This window comes from Scytonema hankhaensis NUACC26 (assembly GCF_045865695.1).
Classification (GTDB): Bacteria; Cyanobacteriota; Cyanobacteriia; order Cyanobacteriales; family Nostocaceae; genus Scytonema.
Genome location: NZ_BAACAP010000183.1, coordinates 1 through 12,662, shown reverse-complemented (window position 1 = coordinate 12,662; position 12,662 = coordinate 1). Strand labels below are relative to the sequence as shown.

Annotated in this window: 14 protein-coding genes; 11 read left to right on the top strand and 3 right to left on the bottom strand. The window is 40.2% G+C overall.

The annotated features are described in order from the left end of the window. Positions 1-194: 194 nt before the first annotated feature. From ACKTT2_RS17685 to ACKTT2_RS17665, 5 genes are all read left to right on the top strand, one after another. Positions 195-1,229: a hypothetical protein gene (locus ACKTT2_RS17685; RefSeq protein ID WP_407889216.1), complete on the top strand. Its 1,035-nt coding sequence runs from the start codon at positions 195-197 to the stop codon at positions 1,227-1,229. A 163-nt stretch (positions 1,230-1,392) separates the two neighbouring features. Further along, complete coding sequence (locus tag ACKTT2_RS17680; RefSeq protein WP_407889214.1) at positions 1,393-2,040, top strand: sugar transferase; 648 nt, start codon at positions 1,393-1,395, stop codon at positions 2,038-2,040. A 73-nt stretch (positions 2,041-2,113) separates the two neighbouring features. After that, positions 2,114-3,208 carry a GNAT family N-acetyltransferase gene (locus ACKTT2_RS17675; RefSeq protein WP_407889212.1) on the top strand — a complete coding sequence of 365 codons (1,095 nt, stop codon included), beginning with the start codon at positions 2,114-2,116 and terminating at the stop codon, positions 3,206-3,208. Next, a complete protein-coding gene (locus ACKTT2_RS17670) occupies positions 3,205-4,365 on the top strand; it encodes a DegT/DnrJ/EryC1/StrS family aminotransferase (protein ID WP_407889210.1) in 1,161 nt (386 codons plus the stop codon). The genes ACKTT2_RS17675 and ACKTT2_RS17670 overlap by 4 nt, the downstream gene beginning before the upstream one ends. Positions 4,366-4,468: 103 nt before the next feature. Then, complete coding sequence (locus ACKTT2_RS17665) at positions 4,469-6,688, top strand: GumC family protein (protein ID WP_407889208.1); 2,220 nt, start codon at positions 4,469-4,471, stop codon at positions 6,686-6,688. A 22-nt stretch (positions 6,689-6,710) separates the two neighbouring features. Here ACKTT2_RS17665 and ACKTT2_RS17660 read toward each other — a convergent pair whose 3' ends face one another. Further along, a complete protein-coding gene (locus ACKTT2_RS17660) occupies positions 6,711-7,451 on the bottom strand; it encodes a dienelactone hydrolase family protein (protein WP_407889206.1) in 741 nt (246 codons plus the stop codon). Between the two features lie 394 nt (positions 7,452-7,845). Between ACKTT2_RS17660 and ACKTT2_RS17655 the strand changes: the two genes are divergently transcribed. The 4 genes from ACKTT2_RS17655 (at position 7,846) to ACKTT2_RS17640 (ending at position 10,110) form a co-directional block, all read left to right on the top strand. Further along, entirely contained in the window at positions 7,846-7,980 is a 135-nt protein-coding gene (locus ACKTT2_RS17655) for a hypothetical protein (protein WP_407889204.1), read from the top strand. Between the two features lie 20 nt (positions 7,981-8,000). Further along, positions 8,001-8,393, top strand: a complete 393-nt coding sequence (locus ACKTT2_RS17650) for a response regulator (protein WP_407889201.1) — start codon at positions 8,001-8,003, stop codon at positions 8,391-8,393. Positions 8,394-8,635: 242 nt separating this feature from the next. Next, on the top strand, positions 8,636-9,067 hold the full coding sequence (locus ACKTT2_RS17645) for an FKBP-type peptidyl-prolyl cis-trans isomerase (protein ID WP_407889199.1): 432 nt from the start codon (positions 8,636-8,638) through the stop codon (positions 9,065-9,067). 584 nt (positions 9,068-9,651) lie between these two features. Continuing rightward, the gene (locus ACKTT2_RS17640) at positions 9,652-10,110 is read left to right on the top strand and encodes an orange carotenoid protein N-terminal domain-containing protein (protein ID WP_407889197.1); all 459 of its coding nucleotides are present in this window, start codon (positions 9,652-9,654) and stop codon (positions 10,108-10,110) included. Between the two features lie 308 nt (positions 10,111-10,418). Here ACKTT2_RS17640 and ACKTT2_RS17635 read toward each other — a convergent pair whose 3' ends face one another. Continuing rightward, entirely contained in the window at positions 10,419-11,057 is a 639-nt protein-coding gene (locus ACKTT2_RS17635; protein ID WP_407889195.1) for a restriction endonuclease subunit R, read from the bottom strand. A gap of 273 nt (positions 11,058-11,330) precedes the next feature. On the opposite strand from ACKTT2_RS17635, the gene ACKTT2_RS17630 reads away from it, so the two are divergent. After that, entirely contained in the window at positions 11,331-11,627 is a 297-nt protein-coding gene (locus tag ACKTT2_RS17630; protein ID WP_407889193.1) for a hypothetical protein, read from the top strand. Positions 11,628-11,731: 104 nt separating this feature from the next. Further along, positions 11,732-11,917, top strand: a complete 186-nt coding sequence (locus tag ACKTT2_RS17625; RefSeq protein WP_407889191.1) for a hypothetical protein — start codon at positions 11,732-11,734, stop codon at positions 11,915-11,917. A gap of 201 nt (positions 11,918-12,118) precedes the next feature. On the opposite strand, the gene ACKTT2_RS17620 is transcribed toward ACKTT2_RS17625, so the two are convergent. Next, a partial coding sequence (locus ACKTT2_RS17620) for an aminotransferase class I/II-fold pyridoxal phosphate-dependent enzyme (RefSeq protein WP_407889189.1) occupies positions 12,119-12,662 on the bottom strand: 544 nt, incomplete at its 5' end.

Sequence of the window (12,662 nt, the reverse complement as noted above, 5' to 3'; positions counted from 1 at the left end):
ACAAGCAGACATATAGGACGAGAAAAAAATTTGTATACTATATAGTAATATCACTAATCATTTTTGGGTTAGTAGTTCTACACGTAGTCTTTGTAACGAAAAACGCACAGGTTGTTGTTCCACAGAGTGTATATCCGCAAGGCAATCTATTTCCACTTGGTCTATATTCCATACACCTTTCTGATGAAATGTGGATGGTACGACGCAAGGGATGGAATATCGTTCACCGCTACCAATTCACTCCCTCTTTTCTAAAAACTGCGGCAGAAAGTCAAGTTTTTGCTCTTGCAAGTCTACCTGGTGAATCAGAACCTCTCCCAGAGGCTCAAGCTGCACAGACGATATCAAATCTTGCTAGAAGCGATCGAGTTGTATGGTGGGATTTCCCAGAGGAACGACGTTACTGGGAGAAGGGAGAAATGGCGCTAGTAACCAATTATGCTACTTGGACGCGCAAATATGACCCGAAAAAGCGACCAAATTATATGTACATTCCCGGCCACTATACTGCTGAGGATGTCAAGCAATATGTCCCTTATTTGGATATTATTCCCGCGAGTGTATATACGACTTATGTAAATATGCCCCATGCATGGGTTAGATGGCGGATAGAAACTACGCTTAAGGGCATTCATCTCGCTCATGCCGACATAGGTTCTGATTATCTTCATGGTAAGAAAACACCTGTTGCAGTTTTAGAACTCTTTTACGAAGGTGGAAAGTCAATTATGACAAGCCAAGGCGCATATCATGACTTTTGGCAATCTATCGTCTCAGGAGCAAGAGGGATTCTTATCTTTTCTTACTGGCACAAGCGCGATCATCCATCCTTAGATTCAGTTTGGCAAACGTACAACCGAGCTGCACAACAAATTACAGGACCTGACCAACTCGGTTCAGTCATTCTACACGGTAAGGAGTTACGTAATGTAAGATTTGAAATCACCACTGGACCACAACAGACAAGTCAGTTCAAATTTAATGATATGGCTCAGCCAATCAGTTTCCCTTCTGTCAATTTTCTAACAAAAGTTTGGAATAACAACATCTATGTGATTGCTGTTAACTCTACGCAAGAACCTGTTGTCGGAAAGTTTATAGGACTTCCTCCAAAGGCTAAACAAGCTACTGTTTTATTCGAAAACAATGTAGTGCCAGTTACTGATGGAACTTTCAATACTAGGTTTGCTTCGCTAGGTGTGCATATTTTTAAAATACTTAGTCTTTAAAGTATTAACTAAAACCGAACCAGAATAACATCTACCGTAAATATAGGCTTTTCAAGAAAAGAAAGCAAAGCTTTTTCCTGCACAAAGACGTAATTTGTTTTTATACAGTTTTCTGTATAAAGTGTTACTTTGCTGTTTTTTAATGACTGGATAGGATGTATTTATGAGTAGTGGAGTTTTCCAGAAAGACGGTTTAACCAAGCAACATAACAGATTTATCAAATTGGCATTAGATAAATTTGTAGCAGCGCTCGCACTGTTAGTTCTTTCTCCAGTGATACTAATAATTGCGATCGCTATTTATTTTCATATGGGTTATCCACTTGTTTTTACCCAACCCCGTCCTGGTGAAAATGGTCATATTTTCAACTTTTACAAGTTCCGCACAATGACAAATGAACGTGACGAGCAAGGGAATTTACTTCTTGATGAACAACGCCTCACACCCTTTGGTCAATTTTTGCGGAAAACGAGTTTAGACGAACTCCCTCAGTTGTGGAATATTCTTAAAGATGACATGAGCTTCGTTGGTCCTCGTCCTTTATTAGTTAGGTATCTTGACCGCTACACTTGCGAACAAGCACGCCGTCATGATGTCAAACCAGGTATCACGGGTTTAGCCCAGGTTAAAGGTCGCAACGCTCTAAGCTGGGAAGAAAAATTCAAACTAGATGTTTGGTATGTCGATAATTGGAGTCTTTGGCTGGACTTGAAGATTCTTTTTCTGACAGTATTCAAAGTCTTGCAACAAGATGGAATTAGCCAGGAAGGGTATGCTTCAGCCGAAGAATTTAAAGGTCAACTCAAGTAACTTAAAAAGAACAAGGTGTAGAGTGTGGGGTGTCACACCCTACACCACCCTACACCTTACACCATACATTTTTATGATGAACATTCAAGTCATTGATTTAACTCACCCCTTGTGGAAACAAACTCTAGAAAAGCTCAATCATGATATTTATCATTTGCCTGAGTATATGTATTTGGAATCAAAAAGAATTAAAGCAATACCAGAGGCTATTTTAATAACCGAGGATGAAAAAGTCTTTTTCTTGCCTTATATGCAACGTTGCGGTGATGATTTATTTAACTGCGCGTTCAAGACACCGGAAATTTTTGATGTTGTCTCGCCTTATGGCTATCCTGGATTTTTACTTTCGGAAGCAGCAGCTAGTCAGCCAGAATTTTTGAGCTTGGCAATGCAGGCGCTAGTACAGGTGTTTCGCGACAAGCAGGTATGTTCGGCTTTTTTACGGCTTCATCCTCTACTTAACGAGAATGTCAATCAATTGCTCGACGATCGCTCTTTAAAAGTCAATGGTTCAACAGTTTCTATTGATTTAAGACTGGATGCTCGAGAAATTTGGCATCAAACTAGATCGGAACACCGTAATAAAATCAATAAGTGTAAACGTCTGGGATTGACAGCAAGAATGGTGTCTGCAAAAGAATTTATGAATGAATTTAATACTTTATATGAAGAAACGATGAACCGGGTAAATGCTAGAGATGATTATTATTTTGGAATAGAATTTTTAAGAGAATTTGCAGAGTTATTAGGTGATAAAGTTCATATTGGTATTGTAGAATATAATGAACAAATAGCATCTGCCGGTCTGTTTACAGAATGTTGTGGCATAGTTCAATATCACCTAGGTGGTACAAAAACAGATTTTTTGAAACCAGCTCCTAGCAAGCTAATGTTTGATTATGTGAGATTCTGGGCGAAAGAACGGGGAAATCACGTTTTTCATCTCGGAGGAGGAGTAGGAGGAGCGAAAGATAGTCTCTATCATTTCAAAGCAGGTTTCTCTAAACAAAGTCATGCCTTCATGACACTACGCCTAATTACAGACCAGGAAAAATATCGTTCTCTAGTCGAATTACGAGCAAAATCTTTGAAAATTGACGTTGAGAAAATACTCCAAACAGAGTTTTTTCCAGCATACCGTTCACCCAATATTTTTAATGAGTCATGAGCGAACAAATTCTCCTGTCAACACCCCATATGGGCGCTGACGAACTAGAATTCGTAAAAGAAGCGTTTGACACGAATTGGATTGCCCCCGTTGGTCCTCATGTAGATGCTTTCGAGAAAGAATTTTGTCAACTCATAGAGGCTCCTCATGCAGCAGCTTTGAGTTCTGGGACAGCAGCCATCCATTTGGCTTTGCAATTAGTTGGTGTCGGATATGGGGATGAGGTGTTTTGCTCGACACTGACTTTTGCTGCAACCGCTAACCCAATTACTTACCTAGGAGCGAAACCAGTATTCATTGATAGCGATCGCACTTCTTGGAACATGAATCCCGAGTTATTGTGGGATTCCCTTAAGCACTGCGATCGACGGGGAAAATTACCATCAGCGGTTATAGTTGTACATTTATATGGTCAAAGTGCGGATATAGAACCAATTCTGGAAGCGTGCGAGCGATATGAGATTCCCTTAATTGAAGATGCAGCTGAAGCTCTGGGAGCTACATACAAAGGAAGAGCACCTGGAACTTTCGGACGTGTAGGTATTTATTCTTTCAATGGCAATAAAATCATCACAACCTCCGGTGGTGGGATGTTGGTTTCAGAAGATTCAGAACTGGTAGAAAAAGCCCGTTTTTTGGCTACACAAGCACGCGATCGAGCTCCTCATTATCAACACTCAGAAATTGGCTATAACTATCGCCTTAGTAACGTTTTAGCTGGTATAGGTCGCGGTCAGTTACGAGTCCTCAGTGAGCGAGTCGCAGCTAGACGGCGCAATTTTGAAATTTATGCCTCTGCACTGAAACATTTACCAGGAATAGAATTCATGCCAGAAGCTGCTTTTGGACGTGCCTCTCGTTGGTTGACATGCCTGACAATAGACTCTGCGGCTTTTGGCGCAGATAGAGAACAAATCCGCTTAGTACTTGCCGAACAACAAATAGAAACTCGTCCTGTTTGGAAGCCACTCCACTTACAGCCTGTTTTTGCTGAATGTGAGTGTGCTGGTGGTGACGTTGCTGAGGAGTTATTTACCCGTGGTCTTTGCCTACCTTCTGGATCTAACTTGACAACTGAGGATTTAGAGCGAGTGATTAACGCAATTTCAGCAGTTCATCAGAACACTCAAAAAATTTCTTTTTCCAGGATTTTATAAAAACTTTACATTACAAGCTCGGTTCTGAATTTGTTGAAATTTTACAAAATTTCATGATTGATAAATTGTACCCAGCTACTTGGTAATTATTGAAAGTAGATTTATGGAAGCACAAGATTCTGTTTTAAGCTTTGACACATATTGGCAAATCCTAAAGCGTAGACGGCTAGCCGCATTGGGAACATTTTTGACTGTTTTCTTAGCAGCTTCTCTTCCTTCTTCCGTAAAAAAGCCTGAATATGAGGCAGAAGGAAAATTGCTGTTTGAAAGAATCAACAAGATTTCATCCCTTACTGGAGTAGGAACAGAGCTAAACAAGTTAGAATCAGTAACACAAGAAAACAGCAATCCTCTTATAACAGAGGCAGAAGTGATTAGTTCTTTTCCCGTTATACAAAAAACCATAGATAAACTTCAGTTACGAGACAAAAATGGTGAGTTACTAAAACATAAAGACTTTCTGGAAAATTTCAAGATAGTTGATATCGAAAAAACTGATATTCTCAAAATTTCCTATAAAGACACAGTTCCGCAAAGAGCAGCACGGGTTGTAAATGCGTTAATGGCTACTTACTTGGAATACAACGTATCTCACCGCAGAACAGAAGTAGTGGCTGCTCGTAAATTTCTTGAAAAACAACTACCGAAAGCTGAATCAGTAGTCCGTAAAGCAGAAGTTGAATTAGCTGAGTTTCAACAAAAGAACAAAGTTCTTTCCCTTCGAGAGGAAGCCACCAAGGGAGTGGAAGTTATTACAGAAATACAAAAGCAAAATATAACTGCTCAGTCTAAACTAGCAGATGTAAACTCCCAGATTAAAGAAATACGTACACGACTAGGTATGAATTCGCAAGAAGCTCTAACTGTAGCTTCTCTCAATCAATCATCTGGAGTACAAGATGTACTCAAAGAGATTCAGCAGCTAGAGTCTCAACTTGCTGCTAGGCGTACAGTTCTCCAGAACTCGCATCCTGAAATAATTAATTTAGAAAACAAGTTAACAGCCTTGCAAGAAATATTACAACAGCGAACAAAACAGGTTGCAGGAACAACGACTCAAATCAGACAAAATGGAAAGCTACAGACTGGAGAGTTACAGCAACAACTTATTGCAGAACTTGTTAGATTAGAGTCAAGTCGTCAGGGATTAGCTAGTGAAGCCGCGAGTTTATCCAAGTTGCAAGCTAGTTATCAACAACGACTTCAAAATATGCCTAAATTAGAGCAACAACAACGCCAATTGGAACGCAAAGTAGAAGCTGCTCAATCTACCTATTCTCTTCTGCTACAAAAGCTCCAAGAAAGTAGAATTGCAGAGAATCAGAATATAGGTAATGCAAGTAACATATCACCAGCCCAAATACCTGAAGAGCCTACTTCTTCTTTAATGATTTGGTATGTGAGTGCTGCTTTACTAGCGACAATAGCATCAATCATGTCCATTTTACTTTTGGAAGCAACAGATAAATCAATTAAATCAGTTGATGAGGCAAGAGAATTACTTGGATTAACTTTGTTAGGCGTCATTCCTTCCTTCAGTAAATCTAAAACATCTACTCGTATTAACGAGGAATATGAATTGGGTACTTGCCCGCTTTTTGTTCAAGATACTCCTCCCTCGCCAGTTAGTGAAGCTTTTCGTATGCTACGGGCTAATCTAAGATACGTCAGTGCTGATAAAGAACTCAAAGTTATTGTTGTTACTAGCTCTGTACCCAAAGAAGGTAAGTCAACAGTAGCAGCTAATTTAGCAATGGCAATGGCTCAGAAAGAGCGTAAAGTTTTACTGATAGATGCAGATTTGCATCGTCCCGTTCAACATTTCATTTGGGGACTACATAATAGTCAAGGTCTCAGCAATATCATCGTTGGGCAGGCTGAAATCAAGACTGCTATCAACCAAGTTATGGATAATCTGTATGTTTTGACTTCTGGCGTCATTCCTCCGAGTCCTGCAGCGCTCCTTGACTCAAAACGAATGGCTAGTCTAATTGACAAGCTTGGAGTCAGTTACGACTTTGTTATCATTGATGCTCCCTCATTAACTGTTGCTGCGGATGCTGCTAATTTAGGTCAAATGTCTGACGGTGTTTTGTTAGTCGTTCGTCCGGGGATGGTTGATTCTGTTAATGTTACTCTTGCTAAAGAACTTTTAGAAAAATCCGGTCAGAAGATATTAGGACAAGTCGTGAATGGAGTGATTCCAAAAAATGAGCGCTACAGTTACTACTTCCGAGAAGAATATTACCAGGAAGAAATAGCGAGTCAAGATGAAACCGCTAAAACCAATCGAAATCAGATACAAATGACTAATAACAAATGACCAATGACCAACGACGACCTACTTAGGTTGCAAAAATACGTTTCAAGAAAGCTATAATTTCAGACCAAGCAGAGGTTGTAGCTGCAGAATCATAGCGATCGCCATCATCGCGCATAAAAGTATGTTCTGCTTCATATGAATAAACTTGATAAGGAACACTCGCATTCTCAAGGGTTTTGATAATTGTTTGACGGTCTTGTGGTGGGATGTGAGGGTCAAGAGTACCAAACACAATTAGCATTTCGCCTTTAATTTCGCTCACTCGGTGAATAGTATCGGCTACTCCCTGACCTAGTTTGCCACTTGGAATACCAGTAGGATAGCAACAAACTGCTGCTTTGATTTCACTTTGGAAAGCAGCTCGGAAAGATAGATGTCCGCCAATACAAAAACCTAAAGTACCTATTTGACCCAAGGCTACTGAACCTTCCCCCTTAAGGAATTCAATGACAGCACGACAATCAGCGTCATAACCAGCTACTGGGGTTCGACGAGCATTGTCATTACCCCGCATTCTACCAATATCATCTGGGTCAATAACTAGACCAACGGGTTCTGTTCTATGAAAAATTTCTGGGGCTGCGACTACATAGCCGTGTCCTGCTAAGTAGTTTACCAAACGAATCATTGGCTCACCTAATTGATAAATATCCGTATAGAATATAATGCCTGGGTATGTTCCTGCTGGTTTAGGGGCTGCAACATAAACGCGCAATAAGTTGTCGTCTACTCTCAATTCAACATTGCGTTTGGTAATTTGCACTTGTTGGTCTCCATTCCTGTTTGTAAGATATAACTGTTATTAACATCTTGCAGTAGTTTGCATTAGTTTTCAGTTGGATGAATAACAATCGGGTTTTACCAGAAGAAAGAGCCGATGGGGCAAAGGGCAGAAGGATATATGTAACTTTTAATACAAAAACTAAACTGGTGTAAATATTCCACACTTTTACAAAAAAATCGGATTGCTATTTACTGATTCGCTATTAAACAGTAAACTTTACCCTACAGGTGTTTGAGTCAATGTTCGGCTCAAATCTGTGAGGTCTCAATCTTAGTTAAAGAAACGGGCATTAGTATCAAGCCTGGTTTTTGCCATACGTTTTCGATTACTTCGGCCAAGTGATGGTAGTATCACAACAAAAACCTCTGGGGGTATGGGGCTAGAACTGGCGATCGTATGCCACTTTGCTGAAATGCTTGGGAAAACCATCAAAGCTGAAAGCTTAGGAGAGGTACAGAGAGCAACTTTTATCATGATGCTTCCTGATAATTCCGTCTCCAAACTTTAATAAATCGGTAGGGGGCTTTTATGCAAGACGTACTGGCTTTGCAAGGTATCCAGGTGCTTGTTGTCGATGATGATGCAGATAATTTGGAGTTGATTACCTTTATTCTGGAACAATCTGGTGCTGTTGTCACTTCTGTGTCTTCTGCTGAAGAAGCACTACAGTTGTTCTATCAAACTCAGCCCGATATCCTCATTGCCGATCTTGGAATGCCTCGCATGGACGGGTATACTTTATTACGCCAGGTAAGAGCATTGCCACCAGAACAAGGAGGACAGGTTCCAGCGATCGCACTGACTGCTTATGCAGGGGAGATTGACCGACAAAAAGCATTGAAAGCGGGATTTCAGCTGCACATCTCCAAACCACTTGAGCCGGAAACCTTAGTAGATGCGATCGTTCAAATAATCACCTGACCAGTAACCAGTTCAACAGTGACCAGTTTAACAGTGACCAGTGACCAACGCTCGACGAGCGGTTATATCTAATGTAGAAGCTCCTGAGTTTATTGATAAACAAGAGAAATTAATTTATTTGAGTGCGAGGATTTGCTAGTCATTGGTCACTGGTCACTGGTCACTGGTCACTGCTACACTGGTCACTGATTATCTGAGCGATCGCTAAACACTTGCTACATAAAAATGTCAGGAGAATAATAATGACACAAGCAAAATATGGTGATACTGTAGTGGTTCACTACGAGGGCAAATTAACTGACGGTACAGTCTTTGATACCTCTACTAATAGCGACCCTTTGCAGTTCACAATTGGTGAGGGAGAAATTATTCCTGGATTTGAAGAAGCAGTTGTTGGCATGAGTGTAGGCGAGACAAGAACTGCAGAAATTCCTTCCGATCGAGCTTACGGTCCGCATCAACCAGAATTGGTAGTTCAAGTCGATCGCAATCAGTTACCCCCAGATTTCGATTTAGAAGTTGGTCTACAGTTGCAAATTCAACAAGGTCCCGGACAATATATTCCTGCAACCGTCACCGATCTTTCAAACGAAAACGTGACACTAGACGCCAATCATCCATTAGCTGGAAAAGACCTAGTTTTTGATATTCAGCTTGTAGACATTGCTGCGTAACGATATTAGGTCTAGATCCCCGACTTTAGGAAGAAGTCAGGGATCTTTTTGTTCCTCAAGAATAACCCGACCCCATCCTATCGGCTTCTCACTGCCAAAGCAAAGTGACGATTGGCTTGAAAAAAGTAGATGCACCCCGAACAACATAGATTCTGCTAAGGACATACCTATAATTCCCAGAAATAACTGCAAAATCACATCTTGTTACAACAATAAGCTTTTATCGTTAATCCTGCGATTGCAAACAAAAGCGATCGAGCAACAAATAATAAACCTCCATTATTAACTTCATCTGTGACGACTTATACTAAGTTTCCAAAAGAAGACGCTAGATAGTCGTGTAAAATCTAGTCCTGACAAAGCTTCCTCAATCCAAAATCCACGTATCTAAAATCCGAAATAGTATTACTTATATAAAGTATTGCTTACATCTGTCTTCAGTAGCGATCGCTACAAATACCATTTCTATCGCAAGCAGGGTTAATCTCTGGTGGTGGACTTATTAAATATTGTAAAGAAGGCGATACTAAATCACCTCAAAAACACTGAAGAGAACTCATTCAATAAAGCAATCGGAGATTACTATGACTTTCACCGCAGATCCAAAAACTAAGCAGCTTGTAGAGCAGTTTCGCAGCTTTGACGCAGATACTCAGCTAGCTCTCCTGTGGTTTGGCTACTTAGATATCAAAGATCAATTAACACCAGCAAACCAGACTTCTGCACAAGATACTGCTGCTGCTTTCTACGATACCATTCGTGCATTGCCCAAAGAACAGCAACTTCAAGCACAGCGAGACATCGTTACAGGTGCTGACAACGATATCAGCCGTTCTTACAAAGCTTTAAGCTCTAGCGCTAAATTAGATTTGTGGCTCAGATTGGCAAGAGCTATGGAAGATGGTACTGTTATTCAAGTACCATCTGATTATCAACTACCCTCCAACACCCAAGATTTCGTAAATAACGTCAAAGGTTTGAATTTTGAACAGCGCATTGATTTTACTCGCAGCGCTGTATTCGAGTATGGTGCTAAACAGTAACTAGCAGCATAACCAGTTATGAAAAACCCGGTTTTTGCGAAAAACCGGGTTTTTCAAGTTAATTTACTGAGTTTGTCGAGCCTGCTTCACCGCAACTGGCGAACCCGTTCGCGTTTGCGAAGTATGTGCCTTGCACATAGCGTCTCCGTAAGGAGTTAGGGGTTTCATAGTATGTGATGTTACTATAGCAATCCTATTTGATTTATAAAATACACGTAGGGTGGGCAATACCCACCACCAAGTCTTTTGGTGGGCATTGCTACAATACTTAAGATTGTTTATAAATGATTTAGGATTATCATCTCTCTTTAATTCGTTGAGGAAATGACTAAGTGACTCAGACGTTTTAAAATCCGTAGAACATCGTATAGTTCATTGTCAGGATTTCGGAGTTCAAAAACTTTAGAGGTAGCATACTGTATAGTGTCTCCTTTAACTAATTTCAGAAATGTAAAACTTCCTCCTGTGGTAATCATCCCAAAACTAGGCTTTTCTGGATAAGGATTTGCTAACATATAAGTTAGAATTTGAGCTATTCCAGCTTCTATAGAAAAAGCTACTTGTTTGGATTCAATCACCATTACCCAAAATTGCTCTTTTAAAACTAAGGCATCTAAGCTACCCTTGATAATAATATCTTCATCTGCCACAGAAATTTCTATAGATTTTTCCGATTTGACGTAAAACGGTGATAGATAAAAGTCACCAATAAATAAAAGTGGATCTAAAACTGACATTTTAACAACATTTTCCAGCATTGGCGGATACCTTAGTAAATTAAAGTATCCTGCTTGAACTTTGTCTAATTGTTGTTTTTCTAGTTCAGTAATTTCTGGTAAATCATCTTGCCATTCTCGAAAGAATTGTCGATCGCGGATTAGCTGTAGTCCCCATAAAGTTTCTAATTCTAGTAAAGTTATATCTTTCGCTTGAATTGTTTGCACCATAATCAACTATGGAGTAAGGAATACTAATGTATTATATGTCATGGCAAACAAGTTATGTGTCAAGGTCATTAAAGAATACGTAAAGCCAAGATAAACTACTTAACTTTGAGTAAATAAATTATCTTCTGCGACTCGTTTCCAAGAAGCCAACCAAGTATCTATCTGCTGTTGTTCCTTGATACGGTTTCCGTTCACAACTTCCGTAGCACCTGCTTCTGGTGTTAACGCACGTAATGATACAATATTAGATGAAAAAATACCAAATTTTTATCTATGATTACTGGTCAAAATTTTCAAGTGATTAAAAATGCCGTTTCATCGAATGAAGTAGGAGAATTAGTAATAGGAGAAGCTACTAAAGGAAAAGTCTATCGAGTGCTAATCAATGATGCAGGGCAAATTTTGCTAGATCCCATAGATTTAAAAAGTATTCCCGAAAATCAGCGATGGCTGTGGCAAAATCCAGAAGCGATGGCTATGGTACAACGGGGTTTGCAACAAGCAGCCTCTGGAGAAGTTCATGACTTAGGTTCTTTTGCTCAGTATGCAGACTTGGAGATTGATGATTAAATGCAATTCAGGCTGCAATACTCTACTGAAGCCAGGGATACTTTAGCTAATTTGGAGCAAACAGACTCCAAAAAATATCGAAAAGTATTAAAAACCCGGTACTTATGGAAACTAATCTCCGTCATCCTGGTTTGCAAACTCACAAATTTGATGGTTTATCTGGACCTAACGGGGAAGAAGTATTTGAAGCATATGTGGAAAATAAAACATCAGCCGTATTTCGAGTGTTTTGGTACTACGGTCTAGGTCAAGGAGTGATAACAATATTAGCAATTACTCCTCATCCTTAGGTCTAGCTGCATTTCGCTACAATGCTTCAGCCCCTACGATATACCTCGTTACCTGCTTTATTTCCTTTGCATCGCCCGCCAATACCTTAGCTAGATTTTGAGTAGTGGATAAAATAGGTGGGGCATTGCCCACCACAAACTTTTGACCCTACAAATTGAGTTTAGCTAAAACAGCAAAGGCTGTGACTCAAAAACCTTCGCTTACACCTTAAACTTTTCGGTAATGCGCTTCATTGCTTCCTCAACATTCTCCCGAGTGTTGAAAGCGGAAATGCGGAAATAACCTTCACCAGCCGCACCAAAACCAGAACCAGGTGTACCTACAACGTTACAGGTATGCAGTAATTTATCGAAGAAGTCCCAACTGGATAAACCATTGGGCGTTTTCACCCAAACATAAGGTGCGTTCGCGCCACCGTACACTTCTAACCCACCGTAGCTCAGTTTCTCGCGAATAATTCTGGCATTCTCCATGTAGAAGCTAACCAATTGTTTTGTTTGCGCCTGTCCTTCTTCTGAATAAACTGCTTCGGCTCCACGTTGTACAATATAAGAGACTCCATTAAACTTGGTAGACTGACGGCGATTCCACAACTTCCACAGTTCTACATCGGAACCATCGCCTGCTTTACCCTTGAGAGTTTTTGGTACGACAGTGAGCGCACAACGTGTCCCAGTAAAGCCTGCATTTTTGGAGAAGGAGCGAAATTCGATCGCACAATCTCTTGCTCCTTCAATCTCATAA

What these genes read in the sequence shown, in the direction of transcription:
- ACKTT2_RS17685 (WP_407889216.1), top strand. Translation starts at nt 195, where the DNA reads ATGGTACGACGCAAGGGATGGAATATCGTTCACCGCTACCAATTCACT.
- ACKTT2_RS17680 (WP_407889214.1), top strand. Translation starts at nt 1,393, where the DNA reads ATGAGTAGTGGAGTTTTCCAGAAAGACGGTTTAACCAAGCAACATAAC.
- ACKTT2_RS17675 (WP_407889212.1), top strand. Translation starts at nt 2,114, where the DNA reads ATGATGAACATTCAAGTCATTGATTTAACTCACCCCTTGTGGAAACAA.
- ACKTT2_RS17670 (WP_407889210.1), top strand. Translation starts at nt 3,205, where the DNA reads ATGAGCGAACAAATTCTCCTGTCAACACCCCATATGGGCGCTGACGAA.
- ACKTT2_RS17665 (WP_407889208.1), top strand. Translation starts at nt 4,469, where the DNA reads ATGGAAGCACAAGATTCTGTTTTAAGCTTTGACACATATTGGCAAATC.
- ACKTT2_RS17655 (WP_407889204.1), top strand. Translation starts at nt 7,846, where the DNA reads ATGGGGCTAGAACTGGCGATCGTATGCCACTTTGCTGAAATGCTTGGG.
- ACKTT2_RS17650 (WP_407889201.1), top strand. Translation starts at nt 8,001, where the DNA reads ATGCAAGACGTACTGGCTTTGCAAGGTATCCAGGTGCTTGTTGTCGAT.
- ACKTT2_RS17645 (WP_407889199.1), top strand. Translation starts at nt 8,636, where the DNA reads ATGACACAAGCAAAATATGGTGATACTGTAGTGGTTCACTACGAGGGC.
- ACKTT2_RS17640 (WP_407889197.1), top strand. Translation starts at nt 9,652, where the DNA reads ATGACTTTCACCGCAGATCCAAAAACTAAGCAGCTTGTAGAGCAGTTT.
- ACKTT2_RS17635 (WP_407889195.1), bottom strand. Translation starts at nt 11,057, where the DNA reads ATGGTGCAAACAATTCAAGCGAAAGATATAACTTTACTAGAATTAGAA.
- ACKTT2_RS17630 (WP_407889193.1), top strand. Translation starts at nt 11,331, where the DNA reads ATGATTACTGGTCAAAATTTTCAAGTGATTAAAAATGCCGTTTCATCG.
- ACKTT2_RS17625 (WP_407889191.1), top strand. Translation starts at nt 11,732, where the DNA reads ATGGAAACTAATCTCCGTCATCCTGGTTTGCAAACTCACAAATTTGAT.